The 25,468-nt window shown below is 63.2% G+C and carries 24 protein-coding genes and 2 tRNA genes; 8 read left to right on the forward strand and 18 right to left on the reverse strand.

Annotated elements, in window-relative coordinates; all coding sequences use genetic code 11:
• Nucleotides 1-11: 11 nt before the first annotated feature.
• The 4 genes from ACYVIO_RS29890 to ACYVIO_RS29905 all read left to right on the forward strand — a co-directional run bounded on the left by ACYVIO_RS29890 (nt 12) and on the right by ACYVIO_RS29905 (nt 3,663).
• Nucleotides 12-1,265, forward strand: a complete 1,254-nt coding sequence (locus ACYVIO_RS29890; protein ID WP_460654252.1) for a hypothetical protein — start codon at nt 12-14, stop codon at nt 1,263-1,265.
• Nucleotides 1,265-1,435: a hypothetical protein gene (locus ACYVIO_RS29895; protein ID WP_460654253.1), complete on the forward strand. Its 171-nt coding sequence runs from the start codon at nt 1,265-1,267 to the stop codon at nt 1,433-1,435. Before ACYVIO_RS29890 ends, ACYVIO_RS29895 begins: the two co-directional genes overlap by 1 nt.
• A gap of 26 nt (nt 1,436-1,461) precedes the next feature.
• Entirely contained in the window at nt 1,462-2,637 is a 1,176-nt protein-coding gene (locus tag ACYVIO_RS29900) for an OmpA family protein (protein ID WP_460654254.1), read from the forward strand.
• A gap of 150 nt (nt 2,638-2,787) precedes the next feature.
• On the forward strand, nt 2,788-3,663 hold the full coding sequence (locus ACYVIO_RS29905; protein WP_460654255.1) for an STAS domain-containing protein: 876 nt from the start codon (nt 2,788-2,790) through the stop codon (nt 3,661-3,663).
• Between the two features lie 826 nt (nt 3,664-4,489).
• On the opposite strand, the gene ACYVIO_RS29910 is transcribed toward ACYVIO_RS29905, so the two are convergent.
• The 3 genes from ACYVIO_RS29910 to ACYVIO_RS29920 form a co-directional block, all read right to left on the reverse strand.
• On the reverse strand, nt 4,490-6,964 hold the full coding sequence (locus ACYVIO_RS29910; protein WP_460654256.1) for a tetratricopeptide repeat protein: 2,475 nt from the start codon (nt 6,962-6,964) through the stop codon (nt 4,490-4,492).
• A 695-nt stretch (nt 6,965-7,659) separates the two neighbouring features.
• A complete protein-coding gene (locus ACYVIO_RS29915; protein WP_460654257.1) occupies nt 7,660-8,322 on the reverse strand; it encodes a hypothetical protein in 663 nt (220 codons plus the stop codon).
• Between the two features lie 555 nt (nt 8,323-8,877).
• Nucleotides 8,878-9,795, reverse strand: coding sequence for a DUF4231 domain-containing protein (locus tag ACYVIO_RS29920; protein ID WP_460654258.1), 918 nt, complete (start codon nt 9,793-9,795; stop codon nt 8,878-8,880).
• A 59-nt stretch (nt 9,796-9,854) separates the two neighbouring features.
• Between ACYVIO_RS29920 and ACYVIO_RS29925 the strand changes: the two genes are divergently transcribed.
• Nucleotides 9,855-10,634 carry a hypothetical protein gene (locus ACYVIO_RS29925; RefSeq protein ID WP_460654259.1) on the forward strand — a complete coding sequence of 260 codons (780 nt, stop codon included), beginning with the start codon at nt 9,855-9,857 and terminating at the stop codon, nt 10,632-10,634.
• 15 nt (nt 10,635-10,649) lie between these two features.
• Complete coding sequence (locus tag ACYVIO_RS29930) at nt 10,650-11,117, forward strand: TIR domain-containing protein (RefSeq protein ID WP_460654260.1); 468 nt, start codon at nt 10,650-10,652, stop codon at nt 11,115-11,117.
• Here the strand turns inward: ACYVIO_RS29930 and ACYVIO_RS29935 are convergent.
• The 7 genes from ACYVIO_RS29935 to ACYVIO_RS29965 all read right to left on the reverse strand — a co-directional run bounded on the left by ACYVIO_RS29935 (nt 11,114) and on the right by ACYVIO_RS29965 (nt 16,669).
• Entirely contained in the window at nt 11,114-12,130 is a 1,017-nt protein-coding gene (locus tag ACYVIO_RS29935; RefSeq protein WP_460654261.1) for a nucleotide kinase domain-containing protein, read from the reverse strand. The genes ACYVIO_RS29930 and ACYVIO_RS29935 overlap by 4 nt on opposite strands.
• Nucleotides 12,131-12,148: 18 nt before the next feature.
• A complete protein-coding gene (locus ACYVIO_RS29940; protein WP_460654262.1) occupies nt 12,149-13,117 on the reverse strand; it encodes a TylF/MycF/NovP-related O-methyltransferase in 969 nt (322 codons plus the stop codon).
• 82 nt (nt 13,118-13,199) lie between these two features.
• Complete coding sequence (locus ACYVIO_RS29945; RefSeq protein ID WP_460654263.1) at nt 13,200-14,048, reverse strand: hypothetical protein; 849 nt, start codon at nt 14,046-14,048, stop codon at nt 13,200-13,202.
• Between the two features lie 386 nt (nt 14,049-14,434).
• The gene (locus ACYVIO_RS29950; RefSeq protein ID WP_460654264.1) at nt 14,435-14,992 is read right to left on the reverse strand and encodes a GNAT family N-acetyltransferase; all 558 of its coding nucleotides are present in this window, start codon (nt 14,990-14,992) and stop codon (nt 14,435-14,437) included.
• A 218-nt stretch (nt 14,993-15,210) separates the two neighbouring features.
• Nucleotides 15,211-15,861: a hypothetical protein gene (locus tag ACYVIO_RS29955; protein ID WP_460654265.1), complete on the reverse strand. Its 651-nt coding sequence runs from the start codon at nt 15,859-15,861 to the stop codon at nt 15,211-15,213.
• 108 nt (nt 15,862-15,969) lie between these two features.
• Nucleotides 15,970-16,335, reverse strand: a complete 366-nt coding sequence (locus ACYVIO_RS29960; protein ID WP_460654266.1) for a helix-turn-helix domain-containing protein — start codon at nt 16,333-16,335, stop codon at nt 15,970-15,972.
• A gap of 269 nt (nt 16,336-16,604) precedes the next feature.
• Nucleotides 16,605-16,669: transfer RNA gene (locus tag ACYVIO_RS29965), tRNA-Lys, on the reverse strand.
• A 277-nt stretch (nt 16,670-16,946) separates the two neighbouring features.
• On the opposite strand from ACYVIO_RS29965, the gene ACYVIO_RS29970 reads away from it, so the two are divergent.
• Entirely contained in the window at nt 16,947-18,290 is a 1,344-nt protein-coding gene (locus ACYVIO_RS29970; protein ID WP_460654267.1) for a recombinase family protein, read from the forward strand.
• A gap of 464 nt (nt 18,291-18,754) precedes the next feature.
• On the opposite strand, the gene ACYVIO_RS29975 is transcribed toward ACYVIO_RS29970, so the two are convergent.
• The 8 genes from ACYVIO_RS29975 to ACYVIO_RS30010 all read right to left on the reverse strand — a co-directional run bounded on the left by ACYVIO_RS29975 (nt 18,755) and on the right by ACYVIO_RS30010 (nt 24,662).
• Nucleotides 18,755-18,830, reverse strand: a tRNA-Ala gene (locus tag ACYVIO_RS29975).
• A 140-nt stretch (nt 18,831-18,970) separates the two neighbouring features.
• A complete protein-coding gene (gene sepX / locus ACYVIO_RS29980) occupies nt 18,971-19,873 on the reverse strand; it encodes a divisome protein SepX/GlpR (RefSeq protein WP_460654268.1) in 903 nt (300 codons plus the stop codon).
• Between the two features lie 98 nt (nt 19,874-19,971).
• Nucleotides 19,972-20,589 carry a GNAT family N-acetyltransferase gene (locus ACYVIO_RS29985; protein ID WP_184797947.1) on the reverse strand — a complete coding sequence of 206 codons (618 nt, stop codon included), beginning with the start codon at nt 20,587-20,589 and terminating at the stop codon, nt 19,972-19,974.
• Complete coding sequence (locus ACYVIO_RS29990; RefSeq protein WP_460654269.1) at nt 20,589-21,077, reverse strand: MogA/MoaB family molybdenum cofactor biosynthesis protein; 489 nt, start codon at nt 21,075-21,077, stop codon at nt 20,589-20,591. The genes ACYVIO_RS29985 and ACYVIO_RS29990 overlap by 1 nt, the downstream gene beginning before the upstream one ends.
• Nucleotides 21,074-21,562 carry a cyclic pyranopterin monophosphate synthase MoaC gene (moaC, locus tag ACYVIO_RS29995; protein ID WP_460654270.1) on the reverse strand — a complete coding sequence of 163 codons (489 nt, stop codon included), beginning with the start codon at nt 21,560-21,562 and terminating at the stop codon, nt 21,074-21,076. Before moaC ends, ACYVIO_RS29990 begins: the two co-directional genes overlap by 4 nt.
• Nucleotides 21,559-22,785, reverse strand: coding sequence for a molybdotransferase-like divisome protein Glp (gene glp, locus ACYVIO_RS30000; protein WP_460654271.1), 1,227 nt, complete (start codon nt 22,783-22,785; stop codon nt 21,559-21,561). The genes moaC and glp overlap by 4 nt, the downstream gene beginning before the upstream one ends.
• On the reverse strand, nt 22,782-23,264 hold the full coding sequence (locus ACYVIO_RS30005; RefSeq protein ID WP_460654272.1) for a GNAT family N-acetyltransferase: 483 nt from the start codon (nt 23,262-23,264) through the stop codon (nt 22,782-22,784). The genes glp and ACYVIO_RS30005 overlap by 4 nt, the downstream gene beginning before the upstream one ends.
• A gap of 9 nt (nt 23,265-23,273) precedes the next feature.
• Complete coding sequence (locus ACYVIO_RS30010; RefSeq protein WP_460654273.1) at nt 23,274-24,662, reverse strand: UTP--glucose-1-phosphate uridylyltransferase; 1,389 nt, start codon at nt 24,660-24,662, stop codon at nt 23,274-23,276.
• Between the two features lie 228 nt (nt 24,663-24,890).
• On the opposite strand from ACYVIO_RS30010, the gene ACYVIO_RS30015 reads away from it, so the two are divergent.
• Nucleotides 24,891-25,442, forward strand: a complete 552-nt coding sequence (locus tag ACYVIO_RS30015) for a 5-formyltetrahydrofolate cyclo-ligase (protein WP_460654274.1) — start codon at nt 24,891-24,893, stop codon at nt 25,440-25,442.
• Nucleotides 25,443-25,468: the final 26 nt, after the last annotated feature.

Genomic DNA, 25,468 nt, shown 5'->3' on the forward strand with positions numbered 1-25,468 from the left:
GAGGCGACCAGATGAAGTTCTTTTCCCGACGCCGGGCCGACCACGATGCTCGGCCGGCGCTGGTGCAGCGCAACAGCGACCTGCCCGCGTTCGCCCAGCTGCCGCCGGAGTTCGACCTGCCGCTGGAGCTGAAGGCCGCCGAGGCCAAGGCCCGGGTCGACGTCGAGAGCGGCGCGTACGACGTGACCGTGCTCGAGGCGATCGAGGGCCAGCTGCCGTACGAGAACGAGATCGACGCCAAGATCGACCGGATCCGCTCCGAGGAGGAGGTCCGCGGCATTCTCGCCGAGGCCGAGGGCGACCACTTCGTCCACCAGGCGCTGGAGTCCACCGAGGACGAGGACGGCAAACGGCTCTCCCACACCAAGCTGCAGCTCCAGCACGAGACCATCAGCCGGGACCTGACGGCCGCGGAGGAGAGCCGGGCCGAGCTCGGACGAGTCCTGCGCGGTGAGAAGAAGTCCTGGGACGACACCGACTGGTCGGCCACCGAGCCGGCCGCGCCGACCAGTGACAAGTACCTGCGGATCGTGCTGCGGCCCGAGCGCCTGAAGCTGTGGTTCACGACGATCGGGCTGATGATCCTGTTCGGCGTACCGGAAGGTGTCGTGCTGACGTGGATCCTGCAGATCTTCATCCGCTCCGACGAGCTGCACCTCAGCGCCAGCCTGGCCGCGATGCTGATCCTGTTCATGGTGGTGGTGCCCTACGTGTTCGGCACCCGGCTGGTCGGCTGGCGTCGACGCGGCTACGCCAACCGGCTCGACCGCGCGGTCTTCGTCGGCACGGTGCTCTGGCTGCTGTTCGGGTTCGGTCTGGCCCTGGCCAGAACCGACGCCTCGGCGCAGGAGACGAGGTCGGCCTCACTCAAGCAGGTGGCCGACGGCGGCGCGCCGATCGAGTTCCACTACGTGCAGATGCTGCTCATCTGGTACGTCGCGATCCTCGCCGTCGGCATCGCGATGATGTTCGTCAAGGTGCTCACCCACAACCCGGTCCGTGCCGACGCGGTCAAGGTGGACACGACGATCGCGCTGCTGCGGCGACGGCTGGCCAAGGTCGGCAAGCAGCTGGCCGCGGTGACCAACCACGCCGAGTTCAAGCGGCGGATGGTCGACAAGCAGAACGAGGCCCGGCGGCACGTGTACGACGTCGTCCTGGTCAAGGCGGCCGCGCACGTCAAGCGCCACTACCGCGACAGCCTGATCACGATGACGGGCAAGCCGGACTTCACCACCGGGATGACCAGCGGCGAGGTGGCCTGATGAGTTGGAGGTTCTGGCGCTGGCGCCGGTCCGAGACGAACCCGGCCGGCTTCTGCCGCGCCTGCCAGAGCGAGCTCGTCGCCTGCGAGTCGCCGCCCCACGGGCACCGCGACTACGTGCACTGCTTCCAGGGCGTCAGCTGCCCCGCCCACGGCCGGCACTGGTTCTGACCGTGCCACGAAAAGGACTGATGACGATGAAGATCTCACTGCACCTTGTCACGGCAGCGGGGGTGGGGGCACTGCTGGTCGGAATATCGGCCTGCGGCGGCGGGGATCCAGCACAACCTTCCGGCCCGCCGGCCAACGTCGCGGTGGTGGTCAGCACGCACCGCAACGCGCCGAAGGTCACGAAGAGCGCCGTCCTCGGCAAGCTGCCCGCGCTGATGACCGGCTCCCGCCTCGTGCTGGTCGGCGTCGACGGCAACCGGGCCGGGACGGAGGTCTTCGACCAGGAGATCGCCGCCGGAAGCACCAAGCAGGAGACCGCCGACAACATCTCCCAGGCCAAGATCACCCTCGGCAACAAGGTCGAGGAAGCGGTCGCGACCAGCGCGGAGAGCGACCCGCTGGCGGCGATCGCGGCAGCGGCCCGCAAGCTCAAGGGCGTCCCGGGCGACAAGACGCTGATCGTCGCCGACTCGCTGCTGTCGACGTCCGGTGCCCTTCGGCTGCAGCAGCTCGGGTTCGGCTGGACCGCCGAGGACATCTACGAACAGCTCAGCAGCCAGAAGCCGAGCAACATCCCCGACCTGACCGGGTTCACGGTCAAGGTGATCGCGCTGGGCGCGACCCGTCCGCCCCAGCAGCCGCTCGACGAGGCGCGTCTCAAGCAGCTCCAGCAACTGTGGGAGCTGATCTTCGTGAAGGCGCACGCCAAGGTCGAGGTGACCTTCCCCGGCGTCGGCCAGGAGGACTCGAAGTCGTCGCACAAGGTCTCGGTGATTGCGGTCGAGCCGCCGCAGGCGCCCGTCGTACCGAAGAGCCCGTGCGCGGAGTTCGTGATTCCGGAGACGGTGGTGCGGTTCAAGCCGGACACGGCGGAGTTCCTGGACCGCGACGCCGCCGACGCAGCCGCCGACCGCGTCGCCCAGGCGATGCGAGACTGCCCCGGCTCGTTGAAGGTGACCGGTACGACCAGCTCGGCCGGCACCGAGGAGGGTCGCAAGCGGGTCTCGACAGACCGCGCACTCGCCTTCCGGGCCGTGCTCGCCCAGGCGATGCAGGTCCCATCCGAGTCGATCACCGCGGTCGGTGTCGGCATCCACTTCCCGGGGTTCCGCCGCGACCGTGACCGGTACGGCAACCTCGTTCCTTCCCTCGCGATCCTGAACCGGACCGTGCGGGTCACCGCGGTCCCGGACGGGAGATGAGATCGGTCCGGCTGTTCGTGGCACGGAGTCACCCCGAGTGAGCCGCTGCCGGAAAGCTCTGACATTTGATCAGGTGTAACGTGGCTCACACGTTGGAGCCGTACGGCGCTGACGGACAACGCCCGGGGGTGACTCGCCGTGGATCATGGCGTGCCGGAACAGCTGATCAGTGCGGGTGGGGCCGGCCTGATGATCGCGGTGGACGACTCCACCGTGGGCATCGCGGTGGTGACCCTGACCGGCGCGGTCTCGCTGTCGGCCGTGCCGCGGATACGCGACACGTTGATGAAGTGCATCGCCGAGCAGCCGTCGTCGATCGTTGTCGACCTGAGCCTGGCGCGGCTGGAGCAGGCGTACGTCCTGAACGTCTTCAGCATGGTCGCCCGCCGCGCGGCGCTCTGGTCCGGCGTACAGCTCATCCTCGTGTCGGGCGCCGCGTTCGATGGTGGCTTGAGCCTTGCCGCGCGGACGCTCGGACGGTTCGTCCGGATCTGCCCGACGCTGGCGCAAGGTCGAGCCGCCGCGCGCCGCGCACCGCTGCGCCGGCTCGCGGTGATGATCCTCCCGCCCTCCGAGGCCAGCCCGCACACCGCACGCACATACGTCACCGACGTCTGTACGACGTGGGGCTGCACCACCCTCCTCGACGACGCCGTACTGGTCGCGAACGAACTCGTCTGCACAGCACTCCACCGCTCAGCCGGCGACCTGATCCTCCGCCTCGAGCTCCGGAGAGACCTCCTCACCGTCGCCGTCACCGACGACTGCCCCGACCCACCCGACGTCACCACCCTCCCCGGCGGCCCACCCGTAGACCCGATCCGGATCCGCATCCTCTCCGAACTCGCCAAGGCCTGCGGCTCCTCCCCCACCCGCAACGGCGACCGCATCAACTGGGCAGTCCTCCGAGACCCCAACGCCCGCACCGACGACCACCCCCTCGGCTCCCTCCACCGCCCCCAACTCCCACCCGCAACCCACCACACCGGCCGCAGCCACCTCACCCCGTGGCCGAACCATCCCTAACAGTTGCCCCAAGCAACAGCTAGTACCGGCAACGCGTCGCCACAACCGCAAAAGTCTTCCTTCTCCACGCACGACGGCCAGAGACGCCTTGGGACTCACTTAACAATCCCCCGAGCAGATGCGCGACGCCTGTTGCGCCTAGCGACCTCATCCTGGCGACTCGTACAGTTGCGATCGTGAACGGACCCGCCGCAACGAACCTCAACGTCTGCCCTACGGAGCCAGCTACTGGCCAGGCGGCGTCCCCTCCAGGGCTCTGCCACACCGTCTGAGCTACTCCACTCGAACGCCGGATGCGGCTGCCGGTTCCCCTCGACGACCCGCGCCCGGGGGACCACTATGCACACCGCGCATTACATCGAATACCTGCACTGCAACGGCCAAGGTGAGGTCATCAGCGTCGGCGCACACGGCCGACCTCCGGGCTGTGCCACGTGTGTCAAGGTCGCTCCCCCGCTTGGAGCGCGCCGGTTCGAACGCAAACATCAACCGAAAAGGGTCTACCGCTGCCGCACCCGACCCACATCGCCCCACTGCGGCCAGCTACACAGCCGACAAGGGATCCACCCGTGCTTGCGACGATGAAGTCGTACACACAGCCTCGGTCTTCGGTCCCACCGACCAGCCCGCCGCTTTCACGCAGATGATGCCGGCGTCAGTCTTACCCGGCTCTGACCGGGGCATCGAGATCGTCGGAGTCCCGGACGGAGCGCCCCCAAGGAATAACCGAGGCACGGCGCATCCCACCGCAACTGCGACGTCCATCGCGGAACAGAACTACGGATGGGTGATGTATTCGGAGTTCAGCGAACTGCAAATCCATTTTTTAGTCGAAATATTGCGGAAAGCGCTGAGAGAAATCTAAGATCATCTGCAGCTCTTCCAAAGCCATGAGTTCTTTGGCCAACACGCGTACCTGCGCACGTGCTTGCCCAACCGGCAACGCTCCAGATTCGCCACGAGCCACCAACACACGTACCGCAAGAGCGAGATTTTGTGGATCCCGCCGATCCTTCAATGCCTTCTCAATCGCTGACTGCGCATCATTGAGGTCATCGATAGCGAGCGCCAACTTCGCTTGGACGTTGCCAACAACGGCTGGCGGGGCTCCCGGCAGTCCCTCAACCCGCGCCAAAGAAAATTGGGCGGAAGCATTATCACCGAGATCGACCTGAACGCTTGCGAGCGACATCCAAGAGTCCACAAAGGTAGCGTCAATCTCCACCGACCGCTGAAATTCTTGCATAGCAAGAGGTCTATTTCCGAGTTGTAGAGCAATTCTTCCGAGTCTATGACGATAGCGAGGATTGTTTGGCTCCCGGCCTACCGCACGCGACATCATAGTCTGAGCGTCTTCGAATTCACCTAGCGCTTCCAGCGCCTGTGAGTAGATTGACAGCGCATACGGAGTATCCCCACCTTTGTCGATGGCTGTCTTAGCGGCCGCAGCGGCACCTTCCCAGTCCTCCATACGAATCTTGACCTGAGCGATATCGGCATAGAGTTGCGAATTATTCTGCCTCAGCGGAATCGCACGCTCGTACCATCTGATCGCCTCAGTCCATCTTCGGTCAATTTGCTCAACCCGCCCTCTATCCCTCAGAACAGAAGGACTATGCGAGTTCGCCGAAACCAGTCGATCTCCGAGAGAGCGCGCCTCTGCGAGCCTGCCGAGGCTTGCGAGTGCCTTCATAATAAGCTGACGGGCCGGCAAATCGACTTCATCGTCTCCCGTCAGCGCCTCTTCCAGATAAGTAAGAGCGTCTTCCCATCTGCGCTCCTGAAATAGCTCCTTTCCTGTCTGGAACAGGGTGCCGATTAGGCCCTGCCGGAGCTCGCGCGCCTCATTTAGTCGTCCAGCCAAGCCGAGGACCTTGACTGTGGAAAGCAACGTTTCGACATACGATTCCTCAGACGGCTCGAGCTCACTGAGTCGCTCCACTAAGAGACTCGCGAGTACGCCAGTCAGCTCCAAATAGTCAGGGTGCTTACGATAGGATCGGAGGAAGTAGTCCCTCAGCAGTGGATGCAACGCAAGTGTTCCAGACGCGCCGAGACGCACTAATGAGTATTCCGTCACCTCCGATACAGCATCGTTGTAGCTGTCTGCGTCGAGTTCGAGAACAGCCGAAAGATCTTTTCCGCTCAACGGCCCATCGACAAGCGATAAGATCTCCAGAAGTCTCCACCCCCGGGTGCTGACACGAGATGGATCAATTAAGTCAGTAGCTATGTCGTGCCGCTTGTCGTTCAAAGCAAACGCACTCAAGGGTAGCTGCGGCGCGATGACCTCTAGAGCGAGCGGATGACCATCAAGCTCGCGTGCCGCGCGCAAAAGCTCCTCATCCGATCCGGATGCCTCATGCGATCGTAGCAGAGGCAATGCATGTTGATCCTTCAACCCATTCAAATAGAAGAACGCCACCGACTCCTGGTAGGTCGGATCTACCTTAGGCTTCCTTCGTGATGTAAAAATAACTAGTCGATTGACATTATCGCCCGGACGGTGCACAGCCTCAACAACCTGCCTGAGCACGCGTCCATATGTGCCGTCGTCCTCCAGCCAGTGTTCTGCATCCTCGAATATCAGCACACCACCCGAGGATGCGAATGAAGAGATTTGCCGCGCACTATGGGCTGCAGTAGTAACGAGGTCAGCCCCCTCGGCCTCTGGATCTACTCTGAGCGCACTCGATAATCTCAAGTTTAGCTCAGGCTCTGCAGTTCCTCCATCAACGGTCACCGTCAGGACTGTTCCCGATCCTGTAGTAATTCGCGCCAAGGCCTCTCGCGCTAACGACCGTTTGCCGCTTCCCGGTATCCCGCAGATCCACAACACAGAGACGTTATTGTCATATAGAGCCCCCTCAATTTGATCAACCTCAGCATTTCGATTGAAGAAGCGTCGACGCGGACTTGGTGCGGGAGTATTTCCTTGCAACACCGAAGCGATAGATTCAGCACTGGCTGCAGTCCGCGCCTGCAAGAACGGGCGAAAATGAAGTGGTACGGCCGTGGAATCGAGGCATACGATTCTTAGTGCTATCGCAGAGTCTTCCAGCCAGCGAGTGAATGCCATCGTCGCCTCAAACTGCACCCATCTTGACTGAGCCGAGGTTTTCGACCACAACAGAACAAAGTCCGTGGCCGCTTCGATTCCAGCGCTAATCTCATGCAAAACTATTTGACCTAAATCGATCTCGTGAAGGTCAACCCATGACTCGCCATCGAGCCTTGCCTTCAACTCCAGCGCCAGCGGCTTGTCGACTCCAGCGTGGGAGATGAAGTACCTCTTAGCCACAGTTGCCTCCCATTACTTCTTCGCTAGTCAACGTACTAGCAGCCGATTCAGCGATGCCAAGGCCAGATCCGATAGTCGCGCCGGCGGCGCGCCGGCGACATCCAGATCCTATGCCACCTGCTGACACTCAGGTAGGCGACTCAAGCCGAAGCGGAGCGTTGTTCTCGCACTCACTTGATCCACGGCTTGGCTCCTCGACGTTTGGGGCCCTAGCAGCGGTGGACCAGTGACCGTCAGGCACGACAAGTTCAAGTTCTGGACCTCACTCCTCGATGCCGAATCGGCGATGCCGACGGCTGCCGGCCCAACGCCAACGCAGCATCGCGCGCTTCTTCTCACGCCCGGACTTCATCATCAGCCTGACCATCGCTGGCGGCGCCTCTATTGAGCGACCGATAAAAAGTACGTGCCCCCGACCAATCGAGCGTCGATCTGGCAATATGCTCTTGAGGGTTGCCGCTCGCCCGAAGGGGACTATTGCCTGAGCAGATCGCCGAGGCAACGCGACTCTACGAGGACGGCTGGCCGTCAGCTCGGATCGGTGAGCGGCTCGGGTTCAACGGAACAACGATTGTCGCGACGCTGCGAAGGCACGGCGTACGCGTTCGCGATCAACAATGGCGACCGGTATGACAACCCCATCCTCGAGGTAAGCGGCCCCGAACGGGGCTGCCATGGGCGACACTGAAGCGCACTTACTTTTGAGGTACTTGGGCAGGAGTCCCCCACTCCTCCTTCCACCTCGCTGTCTCACAACGAATCGCGGTCGGCTTGGAATATCCAGTACTAATGCGAAATGATGTATAGAAGCAGTAGGTCTGCCCCGGCCATAATTGACTGACACGAAGTCGCACGGTCTTTGGCTGGGCGTCATCACGCAGGCCGTAGTGATACCAGTTCCAGCACTCGCCAGAAGCAGCGGCTGGTTGCTTCTGATCAATAAACTCATCACCCGGATCATCCTGCCCATACACACCCTGTATAGCGATACCGCTTTGTGTGATTGGAATTGGATTGATCCATGTCAACACAAGGTCCACACGACCTGGAACCTCTCGGCTGGGAATAAATGCAAAGCCAGCTAGGGGCGGCGCAGCTAAGCCCGACTGCTTCCCTAGGAGGCCATGCGCCTTATCGAAAAGACGCGAACAATTAATGACAGCTATAGGGCGCGGACGGATCTCGTCCCGCCTGGCAATTGCGATAGTGAGCAAGATAACGATAGCTATCCCAATACCAGCAAGCATGATGATCACCTTTTGACTCATGCCAGCCGGGGGCAAGATCCAGTTAACAAGACCACCCACGAGGATACCGAAGAACACTAGCGCAACGCCAAGCCAGATGATGGATGCCATTGAGTTCGAAGCCTCACCGATACAGTGAAATCCTGAAACAAGGGAAACCGGGCACCAAGGTGCCCGGTGAATGCTATGGCTTCTTTCCCTCTCCTTCTTTTAGTGACACGAGGCGGAAAAGAGCCGCAGTTGACCCGAGGAGCAGAGTCCAGAAAGACCCCACCGCGAAGACCATGCTCGCATTGATGGGATTACCCAGCCAAAGCCACGGCTAGCACGAGCGAGGCGAACGAGACAAATAACATTACCTCACCGGGCCACACCTTACGGAACCACGAACGCATAGCGTGTTCTCTTTCATTGAGCACACCTAAACCGTAGATGGCGGGTTCTACCCAATACAGGAGAACGATACACATTCCATTCTATTCATGCATTAAAGCTTCGACTTGTCAATAGCCGCGCGCTAGGCCCCGAGCCACAAGCGCTCACATTGCCGACATTCACTCGAAGATCCACGCCTGGGTGAAACCAACGCTGTCCTTGGCTCCACGCTGTTCGCGAATACGACTTGAAACTAGTCGCACATCACGCTTCACTCCTTACGAAATGAGTTCATTCCGGACGGGACCGAGAAGCTCGCCACATCGTATGCTCTCTGCTGATCGCCTCTTCAGCATCGGATACCTCTACCGCCCAGTCATTGTCGGCCGTTGGGCTGTTTGGATCGATCCGTTCTAGCCGAGACCGAACGATCGCCAACTCTTGGGCAGCGAACGAATATGCCCTGCTGTTCGTGGAGTATTGACGCAAACTCAGCCGTGTGGCACCGACACCGATCACAGCAGCCACCACGCCGGCCAAGTCGAATTCGATCCAACCCACCACCTTCGCGAACGCCGCAAGGATGCCAACTCCCTCCGCCATTAGGAGCGTCCGACTCCAAACCTCGACACGCCTACGATTGAACTCTGCTTTGCTGCCATACCATGATTCCTGATCTTTAATCCGGTCCCGTATATAGACAGCTTGACGCATAGCAACCGGCAACGTGCGCAGGTCCAGAACAGCCTTTGAGATTGCATCGCGCGGAGCGGGACCGATGCCGGACTCAATTTTCACATCCGAAAGAAGTTCCCGAAGCTCATCCAGGAAATATGCATCCTGCGCGCCATTGGCCCCAGTGAACGGCGCAGCTCTGACAGCGTATCGCCAGGTCAGACTCTTCACGGACTCCGCGACCGCCCGGCCCTCATACCACTCATCGCTCGGCCTGCTGCTGCGTAAATAGAGCTCCAAGACCAGAACGACGACCAGAATGGTCATCGTAAGAATCGCCAGTACATCGATTCCCGGCCGGCCGACTTTCCAAGCTGCGACTCCGCATAGGGCAGCACCCAGAGCCAACACGGACCGCGCCATCACCAACCGGGCGTATCGTTGCTGGCCCGCAAGAGACACCCTATCGGCGCTCGTAAATAACCCGGGCATGTCGTCGTCGGTAAGTCGACGATCCGGGAATGACTGCACCATCGGGAAATCCCACCCATCTGTGTCTGGCGCTCCACCCACCGAGGCGCTACCGTGACAAGATGGGTAGCGACTCAAGCTTAAGTAAACCACCAAATGCGCCGTGGAAGGAGTTCACGGATGCCAGCGGTGGAGCTGGAGCTCTCTCCATCTACTTGAGCGACCCCCTAGCCAGATACCCCGTCCGCTACGTAACGAAGCGCGGGGACAACAAGAGCGACCCGAACCTAGAGACCGGAACCTATGGTCTCTTCTCCACCTGTGAGTTCGATCTCCGCGGCAAGGCCGTACGAGAAGGACGCCCGTATATCTTTTTCGTGACCAAGCATGGCAACCGCGCTCGTGCCCTGACGGGCTACTACGAGATCGGGTGGTTTGCCGAGAGCACGGCCGGAGCTGCTGCACGTGACTATGCACTCGCCGCGAAAACCTTGCGGTTCATCGATCCCATCCCGCTCACAAGCTTGCCATCCGCCTTGCGGAAGATATGTGAGCCATTTTTTCGCCTCACCAGACCTGTCAAGCCGACCGTGGTCGCAGATCTCCGCACGTTAATAGACTCAAAGGACGACCGCACCGAAGACTACATCGGCGAAGTCCATCGGCTTGAAAGTCTCTCATTCTCTAGATCGGAGTACACCTATCCGACCTGGGGCAAGAAGGACTCATTCGAGTGGGAGCACGCAGCTTCATACCTCGGCAAGCTTGGCACTGTTCATAAAGGCAAGAGTCCTAGCGGGCTATGGTATTGCACGGCGTGTAAATTCCGGGATATCCGCAGCCTCGCTCCTCTCAAGCAGTGCCCCCTCTGCAAGAAAATGGGCACACTTCAACCGCAGTGATCAAGCGAGGTTTACATGAGTCGTCGAGTGTTCGTTAGCTACCAGCACGCCGACCAGTTGAAGGCGAAGGGGTTCAACTTGATGCGATATAACAAGGCCCTCAATCTCAATTTCGTCGGACGCCACCTGCTAGATCCGGTCAAGAGCAACGACGCCACGTACATCAGTCGGAAGATTCGCGAGCAGATCAAGCACACCTCAGTTACCGTCGTTATCATCGGCGACGAGACCCATGGTAGCGACTGGGTTTCTAATGAAATCGCTTGGAGTCTGGAAAAGGAACGGCCTAACGCCATTATCGGCATCCGGCTCTCGCCGGACGTGCCGATGCCGCAAGATCTGATCGACTGTGGTGCCGAGATCTTGAACTGGTACAAGCCCGAAGACGTTCGAGAGTTTGGCCCTGCGATTGAGCGAGCAGCAAACACTAACCGCCGGATGGCGGACCCGATCTCCAACTCCACCAACTCATGCAGTCGCTAGAAGAGTGTGTCGTGCAACTCGGATGACGAACTCCCCAACACAGGTCCCTGAGGCAGTTCGTCGTTGATTCCCCACTTCGGAGGAAAGAACATTTTCATCGGCTCATGAGACACCGAGAACCGCGCTTTGATCCGCTTCCGCGCGCTGGCCAACTCCGGCGCTGCCTCGCGGCAGTACTTGTCGGTTTCGCAGAATAGTCCCTGACAGTCGATGGCGTGAAGTCGACGACCCCAGAGACCGTTGAATGGGAGTCCCAAGCGCTCGAACTCCTCCTCCTGGCGGTCAACCATCCAGAGAATGATTTCCTCGGGCGAATAGTCGCCGAGATCTTCGAAGCACTTCTTGATCCCCCGCAGCGAACCGGGGCCGGCCTGCGAGAACTCATCCTCGCTGAAGTTGACAAGGTCTGAGTAATTCAGATCAATGCTTGTCTGGTACGACATAAAATCACCCATAAGCGGGTAGCCATGGAGCAGAACATACACTTCTTTGAGAGACGTTGCCCCGATGAGCTGCCGAGCCAGATCGTCACTCAGGAACATGTGACGGAAAAGTTCAACGTGATTCAGGTGCTTCGCGCTCTGCCCGTACGCATCGGTTGCACACAGAATGAACGCACCGGTATACAGCCCCCCGTTGAGCCGCTTGGCCTCCCCTAAAGCGTCGACAAAGTTATTACTGGCAAGATCATCAAGCGTCGGGTAGTGCCCTAGTAGTTCGCGCACCGTGCGCCACGTCTTAATCTTGCTGAACGTACGAAACGCTACGATCTGAAAGAGACGGTCCTCTGGACTGCACTCCTCCTCATGGTAGGCCACGTCCCGGATGAGATACTGACTAACTCGATCAGCCGCTCGGAAAACATTGCAGAACTTATACTCCTGCAGGATCGGGTCATCGGTCCATGGCGCCGACAGTCCGGCAACGCGCCGCTCAAAGGCCTTCTGACGTTCAGACGCAAAATGCCAGTACAGTTCGTAAATGCCTTTTCGGGGGGTTGGGCTGCGCTTCATGCTTCTCTTTATCATATATCAGACGGCCTGGCGATAGAACACGCCGGTCCCGTGGAGATTGAAGTAGCGTGGATCATCAAGCAAGCGACTTCCGGCCATCCGCTCACCTAACGTGTAGCGGAATTTGCTATCCCCGGCGAAGTGGTCAAACACAATCGCGCCACCAACAACCGTCCGCTCCTGCACAACGTCAAGCGCGGCAACAGCCGAGCTGTAGTTGTCCGTATCGACAAAGCTCACGACGACATCTTCGTTTTCCAGTTTGCTCGCCGTTTGGACTATGTCACCGGCAACAATATCGACCTGACGCCCAGCGAAGTAGCGTCGCACGCTGTCCAAGTCGGTGAACACGCAGTCGGGGTGGTCATACATATCCAGTGCACTTCGTCTCGGTGGAAACCCGCTAAAGGAGTCAAACCCCACGACACGCCAGTCCTGCCCGAGTCGCTCTACGACCCGAGACAGGAACATGGTTGTTCCACCCTTGAACATGCCAAACTCGGCAACAACGCCCTCCAATCCCAGACGGCTGGCGTTCACAAGGCACTGATACAAGTGAGTGAGGCTGTGCTGATAGCCGTTGGCTAGCGACGGGACAAGGAGGTTCGCCCGCTCCTCCTCGAAGACCCGATCGCGGAACGCTAGGTGCCCATATCCGGCAAGCACGACCCGCGGCGCCCCGGTCAGGTAGGGCAGCGCAGCCTCGAGCAACTGCTCCTTGTCCTCATCCGACGCGACCACGACGACATCGGGCGCCACTTCGGCAAGCTGCGCCATTGAGGCGACAGGGACCACGAGTTCTGGTCGAGCACCAGGCTTGCCTGGCGTATGGACAGACGCGATCTGGCTCAGCAGCCCTGACGACGTGAGTCGTCTCAGCAACGCTACCGTGACGGGGGTTAGCCCCAGGATCACGACGTTCTGAGCACCCGCGAGCAACTCCAGCTCGACATCTTCGACTAGCTTCGTCAGGTCGCCGTTGTCCATCCAACATTCCCTTCGTGACAGAAGGTCAGCGAACGAGGTGACCTCCTGTCACGCCCACAGCATGACTCGCGGCTCCCCCATGTCAGAGCATCTTTGCATAGGTCAAAGTCCGTGCGTCAAGGTCTACTGTCAGCGTTCCGCCCTCGTTAGCAGCCAGTTGGTTCATGGCCGAGAAGCCCTGTGCGATAGCACGCCGCCAGAGCCATGAGGGCAACGCCTCCACTTCTAGGCCAGTCACAGCAGCTTTCACGACTTCGATGACCTCGCCATCGACGCTCAGTTCGGTTAAGAGGCCAAGCCGGCGCGTGGCTAGGCGGGACAGCACCGCCGCCAGCCCTTCTTCGGCGAAGACTGCTCGGGCTCCGTCTTCGCACTCATCAGTCGCAGGATCCGACTTTCGTTTCAACTTCAGCAGAGATCGGGTGTTCGGCGACCAGCCCAGCACAGCCATGAAGCCCAGATGAATCGCGTCGTGGTATCGGTAGCTGTCCGGAAGCCGAGAGTTGTCAGTCAGTGGATCGCCAAGCCTGCTACCTACGGCAAACCCAGACCGCTTCCCGCCAGGCAATTCGATCTGGCCCTGGGGAAACGCGTTTGGCTCAGCCGACACGATGAGCATCTCTGCCTCGCAACTGCCTGATGCCGTCGTCGACTCTGTGAACTGCAAGACCAACTTCCGGGGCAGCCGCTCCGTGGCGGGAAACCCATCATCGAAGACGGGAAGCCCCTCGAGATCCCCAGCCGTTACCTCGCCGTGGTACCGATCGCGCGTTCGGAGGAGGTTCGCCTCCGCGATAGCGTTTAGGTCCAGACCACAAGCTGTTGCGATCGCCGATACATACCACAGCTCGTCGCCCAACTCCTCAGTAAGAATCGCTCGGTTGGCTTCGAGATCGATGCTGTCGCGAAGATACTTCTTGTAGACGTTCAAGATGGAGCCAGTCTTGCTCGCAAGGCCGAGCATAGGCGCCAGGGCAGCCGTTGGACCACCTAGCTTCCGATGGCTTGTTTGTGCAGCAGTTCGTTGATAATCCGAGAAATCCATCGCTCATCCCCACCATTGAGCGCCGAATAGATCCCCCCACCCGACACATCCAAGTCTTTCACCCGCACTATGCGCCCATCACACTCCGTTGCCAAGGTCTCGGTCGCAGATTGTGACCGCCCGACGGTACAAACATCCGGACTCGATGTGGCGCGCCTCAACGCGTCACCCCTTGACAGGACCCATGCAGATCGTCGCCCTCCGTGCAGGGGTCTGGTTGCAAATCGTGGGCGCCGAGTGCGCCTGGTGACCCAGCAGAGACTAAGCAACGTTCAGGACGTAGGCATCCTCAACACCAATCGGTCGAACACAGGTGAGTCGGGGAATGGGTGCTTCTCCCCCAACTGCACCCACCCCCACGACCGGTAAGCCGCCTGGGCGGACAGATTGTCCTTGCGCACCAGCAGCTCGGCGACCGGTTCGGATCGTCCTTGCAGCAGTGCGTCATGAACCCGGCGGCCAACTTCCTTCCTCTGATGGTCCGGGTGAATAGCGAACTCGCGGAATATCTGCATAGGGACTGGCTCGGCGGAAAGACCCCACGCTGGATACGTCGAGTGAAGGTCATCCCAGATAGCTCCATGTTGGTCGCGCGGGCTGCCAAAGGCGTAGCCGACGACGGTGCCGGCGATCTGTGCGGCGACCAGCTCGAGATCGCGGCCGGGGAGATAGAGCTCGACCAGGCGCTCCCCGAACTGGTCTGGATGGAACCACGGATCGTGCATCTGATCGTCATGCGAAGCGGCGTACACCGGCAAGATGTCGTCGCGCAGCTCCAGGGTGGAGGTTGCGTCGTGCCGCTCGATGGTCAGGTGGTCAAGGTCGCTCATACCGCTCTGACTACCCCTCTTGAAGATGGATCAACCCGCGCTGAGCTCCAGGCACTCACGGAACTCGACAACAGCGGGCTTCGAAGTCTGGGGCGCCGGGACAGCTCCGAGTACTTCCTTGGCGAGGGCAACGATCGGCCGGATCTGATCCTTGCTTGGCAAGCTCTGGAGTGCGGCGGACGCATGCTGAACCCCTGTGGCGACGTCACCCGCGTTCATCATCCACAGCGCCCGCTGAAGCTCGATCTGAGCCGGTCCGCGACTGTACTTCGTGGGGTATGCCCTGATCGCTCGGTCCTGAGCGGCCGTCGCTTCGTTCGCGTCCCCGAGATACGTGAAACGTAGCTTTCAGTGAAGCGGAGACGATCCTCCGGCCAGCCGTAGATGGAATCCCGATTGTCGATCGTCTCAGGAGGCAGGCTGTCGTAGATCGCGCGCACTTCGTGGAGCGCCGCTTCGGCTTCGGCCCGGCGGCCGGCCAGGGCGAGCGTCTGGGCTTTGCCGGACATGAGCTCGGCACGATCGGTGGGAGTGGAGCCGTTGGCGAACGACTCGGCCTGCTCGATCATCTGAAGGATGGCCGCGGTTGGTCGTGCTTCGTACAGCCCACGGACGACCCCGCGGCCGCGGATCCACATGATCGTGCTCGGGTCGCCGGACTCTTCTGCGAGGTTGCGAGCGGTACGCCACCAGCGGCGCGCCTGGCGAACGTCGCCGACGTTGGCGATCGTCATGGCCATCAGGGATGCGAGCGTTGCGCCGTACTGGCGAAGTTCGTTCAACGGAGCGGCTCGGCTACCGCGCTCCAGGGCTACTTGCAGACCGAGCATGTCCACCATCAAGGATTGCAGCAGCTCCTGTGGCGGCATGCTGATGTAGCTGTAGCCGTACTCCCAGACGATCTCGCGCCACTCATCAGCAGCGGTATCGGCTCGCTCCTCAGCGAGCCCGAGAGCGAGTCCATGGCGGGTTGCTTCTCACGCAAGGCTCGGCGCAATGGCACCGAGTGAGGTTGCACTTCCGAGGCCCAGAAATTGGCGGCGATCAAGCATGTCAGCGTCTCCTTCGGCTGCCAGCAGTTGTACCGCAAGAGCGGTGTAACTGCGCGCATCCAGCAAGGGCGGCTCGGCGCTCGGAGGCGGCAACAGCTCCGCCAGTGCGCGAAGCTCACCTTCGGCCTCTAACACCCTATCCAGATGATCCGCCATCTCAGGGCGTGGGGCGCGGACACTGCGCTTGAGGTCAGAGATCTGCGACTTGCTGTAGTGCGCGAGATCAGCCAACTGGCGCAGGGAAAGACCACGCCAGAATTTCAGTCCCGCGCCGAACGTCTCCCCGTCCATTTGGATCCTCTCGCCGTATCCGAGTGTCCATGGACACTCACCGGACATTCCGCATCTTCCATGACACGCATCGTGACGGGCAAGGTGAGACACGGCATCACCGTCCGTGATCAACCAACCTACCGGGGAGCTGTCGGATCATGACCGCACCTATCTGGATCTTGGCGCTTGTCTGGCAGCCGGAAGCAGGCTGAGCTGCCGTCAGGATCTATCGTCAAAGTCGTTAATTCCAAGGGTGAAAGCACGAATTTCATGTCTCTCACCGCGGGAGGGCCAGGAGGGGCTCGAACCCTCGACACCCTGCTTAAGAGGCGTCTTCAGCACATCTTGGCCCCGCTACCCACCTCTGTTTTGCAGCACGCTCGAACACGAGCTTACGCAACGTTGGCAGGACACCTTGCCGTAAAACCGTACCGTCAGGACAGCCAGGCTTTCGAACCCGAACCCGAACCCGAAGCCGTTACGCAAGCTCTCTTTACTCTCCGGTGCATCCGCGAGGCACAGCTTCAACTCCTCCGCGAGCGTTCTTTCCCGCTCAATCTGCTCCCACCATCGAACGGCCCACCACACATGAACTAGCTCCCAATCCGCCAACTACTGCTGGAGTTCACATGGATGGCCCCTACCTGCCGACAACTGACGATCGGTACTTCTTGCAGTCTCAGAGCCTCGACTTTGAGGTTCAATCTTTCGATGTGGCCACTGGTCAGCCTGTTGAAGTAGACGAGTCGCTCGTCGGACGGCGGGCGGTCATCTACTTACGAGTGTCAACGAAGGACCAGGTCGATACCGACTACGACCCCGAAGGCATCTCGCTGCCGGCGCGGCGTCAAGCCTACTACCGCAGAGCCGAACAACAGGATCTCGTCTTCATCGACGAGTACGTCGAGCCCGGTAAGTCGGCGACGGAGATGAGCAAGCGGGTCGTGTTCCAGCAGATGCTGTCCCGCGTCCGTGAGCGCAAAGACGTGGACATCATCATCTTCTACAAGCTCAACCGCATGGCCCGGAGCCGCTACGACGATGCGATCGTCATGGCAGGGCTCCGTAAGCGCGGTGTATCGGTCATCTCGGCCACTGAAGCCATCGACGACACGCCTGTCGGCCAGCTCATGCACGGCATCCTCGCCACCTTCAACGAGTACCAGTCGAAGGAGTCCGGCGCCGACATCTCGTACAAGATGGGCCAGAAGGCGAAGAACGGCGGCACCATCGGCCTCGCGCCTCTCGGCTACCTCAACGTCATCGACCAGTTCGAGTTCCGCCAGATCCGCACTGTGGCTTTCGACCCCGTCCGCGCTGCGCTCATCAAGGTTGCCTTCGAGCTGTATGCCACCGGCGACTACACCTTGGCCGACCTCTCCGACGAGCTGTATGACCGCGGGTTACGTACGCGGCCCACCAGGAAGACACCGAGCCAACGGGTGTCGATCAACAAGCTCTCGAAGATGCTGCGCGATCGCTACTACCTCGGCTTCGTCACCTACAAGGGCGAATGGATACCGGGTCGCCACGAAGCCCTCATCGATGAAGAGCTGTTCGAGCAGGTGCAGGCAATCGCTGTCTCTCACTCGATGGCGGGTGAGCGACGTCGCACCCATCATCACCACCTGAAGGGCTCGCTCTACTGCGGCCGCTGCCACCGACGCCGCGTGGAGCAGCGGCTGGTCATCCAGCACACGACCAACTCGCGCGGCAGCAAGTACGAGTACTTCTTCTGCGTGAACAAGCGCACCAGCGAGTGCACCACCCCGCACGTCAACACGATGCAGGTCGAGGACGCCGTGGAGCGGGTATACGGCGCCGTCCGGTTTAGCCGGCAGTTCATCGAGCAGACGCGCGCCCACGTGGCCGCGGCTCTCTCCAACCACCAGCGGTCTGCCCGCCTGCTCAAGCAGCAGCTTCAAGCCGAACTCAAGGCCCTCGACGCGAAGGAAACAACCTGCTGGATCTAGCGGCCGATGGATCACTTCCGCAAGCCAAAATCAAGGAGCGCCTGCGCCGCATCGAAGGCCAGCGACGCCACTTGACGAACGTCTTGGCGAGGACGCACTCGACCTCACCGACGACGCCCGCCTGATCGAACTCAGCCTGACCTTGCTCGAGGACCCTCAGGCGCTCTACCGCCGGTGCAGCGACGACCAGAAGCGGCTACTCAACCAGGCCATCTTCCACCGGCTGTACCTCGATGAAGACGAAATCATCGGGTACGAACTGCGCCACCCGTTCGCGGCCCTACACGCCGTCCACACCGGTCAAACCGGCCCGGACGGGCCAGATGCCGTCCCGACCCCTGAAACGGTCTCAGACGCCAAAATGGCCGCCCCCGTCGCCGGGAACGGCCAATCTGTGTCAGACCATCGTCTGCGGGTCCTACTGACCGGCGATGATCTCGCCGGTTGTTCTAATAACACCCGTCTGGTGGAGCTGAGGGGATTCGAACCCCTGACCTTCTCATTGCGAACGAGACGCGCTACCAACTGCGCCACAGCCCCAGACTGCATCGCCGGTGTTCCTGGCGACCGCGAAACTCTAACACGGTGACGGGGTGGAGTTGAAATCGGAATCAGGGTGTGGCGGAGACAGATCTGCCCGCCGCTGGGAGGCGGCGGGCAGGGGTGTGACGAGGCTGAGATCAGTCGCCGACGGCGCGCTTGATCTCCGGCTCGACCTCGGGCTCCTCGACGATCTCGTCGGGGACGACCGGCGGGGCGGTGGGCTCCGGCTCGACCATGCGGGCGGACGAGAAGACCTCGGGGCCGGACAGGTTGATCGTGCGGACCGTCCGGTCGGGGGCCTTCTCCTTCAGCACGTACGTCGGCAGCGTGACCGGTACCGGGTCCCACAGGCCTTCCGACGAGATCGGCTTCGGCTCGGGCTTCGCGGGCTCGGCGACCGGCAGCTTGACCTCGACCGTCATCTCGTTGTCCGGCGACGACGGCGGTGCGACGGCCGGCCCGCGATCGTGGCGGGCGGCAGCCAACGCCCGGCGCTCAGCGACGAACGCGGCCCGCTCGCGGGCCTGGCGGCGCAACTGCACCCGAGTCAGTACGACGAACGCGACGATCAGGCCGGCCGGGATGGACACGCTCCACCACAGCAGGATCCCGAGCCCCGCCAGTGCTGTCATCGACAGCAGCGAAAGGGTCAGGATCGACAGCACCCGCCGGCGGCGCATTGCGGCCACCCGGCGGGCTCGGTTGGGGAGATGGTGTCGCGGCGGCGATCCGTCCGGCGGTGATCCGAGCACCGTTTCACCGCGCTCGGCCGAGCCCGGGATCACCACACCGGCGGCGGTCACACCCGCGCCGTGTGCGGAGGTGCCGGTGACTGTTGAACCGGCCGGGGTGTTGATGCCACCGGGAGCACGTACGGCGTACCCGCCGTCGGTCCGCGACAACACGCGCGCAGCCGACGACGAGTAAGCCTCCGCCGAGCGGCGCTTGCTCGCCTCGTCGTTGCGCTTCAGCATCATCGGGACAAGGTAGGCAGCCCACGCGGCGACGATCGCCACATAGATCAGCCCTGTCGTCCCCATGCGACGACGCTAAGACCCCGGACGGGTCAGGTGGGGTACGTGGGACGGTGTGTCGCAAGAAGACTCGTGTGACTGGTGTGAACAACCACGGAGCGTGATCAGGTCAGCCGGGCCACGAGACCCGGCCCGACCTCCTCGGCGTTGAGGGCGAAGATCCGGTGGTCGCGCCACTCGCCGTCGATGTGCAGGAACCGCGGCCGCTCGCCCTCGTAGCGGAAGCCGAGCTTGTCGACCACGCGCAGACTGGCCTTGTTCTCGGGCCGGATGGCAACTTCCAGCCGATGCAGCCCGAGCGTGAACCAGCAGTGGTCGGCCGCCATCGCCACAGCCGTCGGGACGATCCCGCGCCCGGCGTACTGCTCGTCGACCCAGTAGCCGAGGTTCGCCCAACGTGCCGAGCCGTAGGTGATCCCCGACACGGTCAGCTGCCCGACCAGCGGCCACTTGGCCCGAGCACCTGCGCCCGCTGCCCCGCCGTACGTGATGACGAACGGCAGCATCCGCCCGTACCGGGCCTGGCGGTTCCAGTCACGAGCCATCGCCCGGAAGGTGCGCGCACCGTCGTCCGCACCGGGCGGCTGGGTGGCGTCCCACGGCCGCAGCCAGCTGATGTTCCGCTGCCGAGCCGCACTCCACTCGGCGCCGTCACCGGCTCGTAGTGGCCGCAGCCCCACCTGTCCGTGCTGCAGCTCCACCGGCCAGTGGACGACTGCCATCAGGCGTCGTCCGTCCGCACGTGGTCACCGCCGGCGACCTGGTCGACGGCGTGCCGCAGCAGCGGCTCCAGCACAGTCAGGCCGTCCTTGACTCCGCCACGGGAGCCAGGGAGGTTCACGATCACGGTCTTGCCGGCCACACCGGCCACACCACGCGACAGCGCGGCAGTCGGCACGCCCTGCGCGATGCCGTAGGCCCGGATGGCCTCGGCGATGCCAGGGATCTCCTTCTCGATCACACCGGCAGTCCGCTCGGGCGTCTCGTCGGTCGGCGAGATCCCGGTGCCGCCGGTCGTCACCACTACCTCGTACGCCGCCTCAACCGCCGCCAGCAACGCCTCACCGACAGGAGCGCCGTCCGGCACCACCTGCGGCCCGTCGACGCTGAATCCCCACGCAGCCAGCCGGTCCGCGATCAGCGGCCCGGTGGTGTCGGAGTAGACCCCCGCGGCCGCCCGGTTGGAGATGCTGACGACAAGGGCTCTCACGCGCGCTCCCAGTGGCCGGTCTTGCCGCCGTCCTTCGTCTCCACCCGTACGTCGGACAGCACGGCCGCCGGGTCCAGCGCCTTCACCATGTCGATCAGCGCGAGCCCGGCGACGCAGACGGCGGTCAGCGCCTCCATCTCGACCCCGGTCCGGTCGGTCGTCTTCACCACGGCCTCGATCAGTACGGCGTCGTCGGCCACCTCGAGCGCGACCTTCACACCGGTCACCGCGATCGGGTGGCACAGCGGCACCAGGTCGGGCGTCCGCTTGGCGCCCATGATCCCGGCGATCCGCGCGACCGCGAGCGCGTCACCCTTCGGTACGCCGTCGCCGCGCAGCGCCTCGACCACCTCGGCCGACACGTACACCTTGCCGGAGGCAACAGCTCGCCGGGCGGACTCGGTCTTGTCCGACACGTCGACCATCCGGGCCGCGCCGGTGGCATCCACATGGGTCAGCCCGCCGGGGCCAACGTCCTGCGTCATCCGGTCTCCTCGTCCAGCAGCCAGAGCTCGACCTGCTCGCCGGCGCGGACGGCGGTGACGTCCTCGGGCACCACGATCAGGGCGTTCGAGCGGCTCAGCCCGCCGAGCAGGTGTGAGCCGTGGCCGCCGACTGTACTGGCCATCCAGCCCTCGTCGCCGGAGGTGGCCGCAGCGCGGACGAACTGGCGTCGCCCGGCGGGTGAGGTGAAGCCGTCCAGGCTGATCCCCTGGACCGGCGTCCGCCGGTACGGCATCTGGCCCATCAGCTTGCGCAGCGCGGGCCGCACGAACACCTCGAACGAGACGTACGCCGACACCGGGTTGCCGGGCAGCGTGAAGATCGGCACCTCGTCGTCGCCCATCACGCCGAAGCCCTGCGGCTTTCCCGGCTGCATGGCGACCTCGGGGAAGTCGATGGTGCCGAGTTTGGTCAGCACCTCCTTGACCACGTCGTACACGCCCTTGCTGACACCACCGGAGGTGATCACCAGGTCGGCGCGGACCAACTGGTCCGAGAGCGTGTCCATGATCTTCTTCGGGTCGTCGTCGACGATGCCGACCCGGTAGACCACCGCACCGGCCTGCCGCGCCGCGGCCGCCAGGGTGTAGCTGTTGGAGTCGTAGATCTGTCCGTCGCCCAGCCGCGTACCGGGCTCGCGCAGCTCGGCACCTGTCGACACCACGACCACTCTGGGGCGCGGACGCACCTTCACCCGAGCCCTGCCGACAGCAGCCAGTACGGCGACCTGCCGCGGGCCCAGCACGGTGTCGGAGTCCAGCACCTTGTCGCCGGCTTTCAGGTCCTCGCCGAACCGCCGTACCGACGCACCGAGCGCCGGCTGCTGAGCGATGCGCACCTGCGCCGCTCCCCCGTCGGTCCACTCGACCGGTACGACGCTGTCGGCGCCGCGGGGCATCGGTGCGCCGGTCATGATCCGCACACAGGTCCCGGCGGTCACCACGATCGGCTCGCTGCGTCCGGCCGCGATCTCGCCGACCACCGGCAGCGTGATCGGCTCCTCCTGCGACGCACCGGCCAGGTCGGCCGCCTGTACGGCGTACCCGTCCATGGCCGAGTTGTCGAAGCCCGGCAGGCTCACACCCGACACGACGTCCTCGCAGAGCACCAGCCCGAGCGCCTCCATCAGCGGCTGCTCAAAGGGAGGCAGGGGCCGAACCCTGCCGAGTACTACGTCCAGGTGCTCGTCAACGCTGCGTCTCACACAGTCGACTCTAGTCGCTCGGGATGTGAGCCCCAGACCATCCTCACGTCCGGCGCCTTCTCCTCGTTGGCCTGGCCGTCGGTACGCCGTACTTCGGTGAAGCCGTGCCGACTGTAGAAGGCCTGCGCCCTGGTGTTGGTCTGGAACGTCCACAGTGCGAGCCCGCCGGGCCGCAGGTCCTTGGCCAGGTCGACCAGCGCGGAGCCGACGCCCTGACCGGCCAGCGACGGCTCGACGTACAGCTGGTCGAGGTCGTCACCGTCCAGCGTCAGTACGGCGACGATCCGGCCGTCGTCCACCGCGACCCAGCTCTGCCCGTCCGGCAGCAGCACGTTGCCGAACCACGCCCGTACGGACGCCTCGGTGTGGATCGCCGGTGGCAGCTGTGAGCTGTCCGCGTGCCGAGCGGCCCACCACACCGCGGCCGCCTCGTCGGTGTCCCACGGCTCCAGCGGCCGGATCAGCAGGTCCTCCAACATCGGCCGGGCTCAGCCGCGAAGCTCGGTGCCGTCGGCGATCTCGAGCCGCTCGCCCTCGGGCGCGCTCACCTCGACCTCACCGACCACCACCACGTCCTTGCCGAAGGCAACATCACCGCGGACCTCGAGCCGGTCGGCCCGGACCAGCGACGGCGGCCCGGCCGGGAACCGCGCCTCGAAGTCGGCGAGGATCTTGAAGTAGTCGCCGTCCAGGTCGACGTACGGCTCGTCGCCTTCGTGCGTCGTGGTCAGGTCGCCGGCCTCGTCCAGGTCGTAGACGTCCGAGCGCAGTACCAGCAGGTCGTTGGTGGTCTTGACCGGCTTGAACCGGCTGCGGTCCACGATCACCGCCTGCGAGCCCTCGAAGGTCTCGATCGCGGTGCCCATCCCGGTCTCCAGCTGGATCACCTTGGGCGAGCTCGGGTCGGCCGGGTCGACGGTCTTGCGGTTGACGATGATCGGCAGCCCGAGGATGCCGTCGTGGCCGTCCATCAGCTCAGCCAGCCGGTCCAGGTCGATCCACAGGTTGTTCGTGTTGAACGTCTTGTGCAGCTTGGTGTTCTGGAAGGAGTCGACGTCGTCGGGGTGCACCTGCGCGCTGTCGCGCAGGATCAGCCGGCCGTCGGACTTGCGGACCGCGACATGCCCGCCCTTGCGGTCGGAGCGGGTCCGGCGGCAGACCTCCATCCCGAACGGCACGTCGTGCTCGGCCATCCAGGCGGCGATCCTGCCGTCCGGGGTCGCGCCCAGGTTGTCGGCGTTGGAGATGAACGCGTGCCGGAAGCCGCGCTCGCGCAGCTTGTCGAGCGTGCCGGACGCGACCAGCGCGGTGAACAGGTCGCCGTGGCCGGGCGGGCACCAGGCCAGCTCGGGGTCGTCCGGCCACTCCGCCGGGGTCAGGTCGTCGGCGAGGAGCTTGGGCTCCATGTTCTGCTGGAAGTCCAGCGGGAGCCCGTCGACCGGCAGGTCGCCGTACTCGCTGAGCACGGCCAGCGACTCGTCCTTGGTCCGGAAGGAGTTCATCAGGACCAGCGGCAGCGGTACGCCGTACTCCTTGCGGGTGGCGAGGATCTGCCGGGCGATGATGTCGAGGAAGCTCAGCCCGTCCTTGACCGGCAGCGCGGACTTCGGCCCGGTGACGCCCATCGAGGTGCCCAGGCCGCCGTTCAGCTTGATCACCACGGTCTCGGCGAGCGCCGCGCGCATCGATTCGGCGTCGGTGTCCAGGTGCTCCAGATGCGGCAGATCACCGACCGGATCGATCTCGTCCTCGCGGATCGTGCCCTGCTGACCCGCCTCGAGCAGCCGGTAGTAGTGCGAGAAGACCCGGATCGCGACCTCGGCCGCGCCGGCCGCCCGCATCTTCTCCTGTGCCTGCTGAAGCCCCGCCTCACTCATGACCCAACACTAGTGCCTCGTGGTGGGGAGCGTTCGAGCGATAGCGGTGTTCAGGTGCGTGCATCGCGGTGCTGGGCGAGCGTCCTCGATGCGGAGCATCGTGGATGCTCGCCCAGTGCCGTGAGGTGCGTGCCTGGGCGCCGCTAGCGCCGAAGGCTCCCCATCACGAGGCACCAGGACGGTGTGTGAGGCGCCGATGGCGAGTGGCGTGCTTCATACAATCCAGGGGTGATCTCCACCAAGGCTGCCGTGCGGCAGTCACTTCTGGACGCCCGTCGCTCGCTCCCGGCCGGTCAGGGCGTGCTGGACGCTGCCCGGGCGACCCAGCAGGTCCAGCAGGCCCGGCGGGTCGCGCTGTACGTGTCGATGGGTCCCGAGCCGCAGACCGGTGGGCTGATCGACTGGCTGCTGGCCGCCGACCACGAGGTGCTCCTGCCGATCCTGTACGCCGACAACGACCTCGGCTGGGGCCTGGCGCCCGGTGCGGCCGACCTGGTGCCGGGCCGGCTCGGCCTATCCGAGCCCCGGGTGGACCTCGGGTCGGAGGCGATCGCTACGGCCGACCTGGTGATCTGCCCGGCCCTGGCGGTCGACCGGACCGGCGTACGGCTGGGGCGTGGTGGCGGTTCGTACGACCGGGCGCTGGCCCGCGTGCCTGCGGGCGTACCGGTGTGGGCGGCGGTGTACGACAACGAGATCTTCGACCAATTGCCGAGCGACCCGCACGACCGGCCGGTGCACGCGGCGCTCACGCCCAGCGGCCTAATCCAGCTGACCTGAGCCTGCCCCGCTGGTTGGATGTGCGA

It is taken from the genome of Kribbella endophytica (assembly GCF_054781295.1).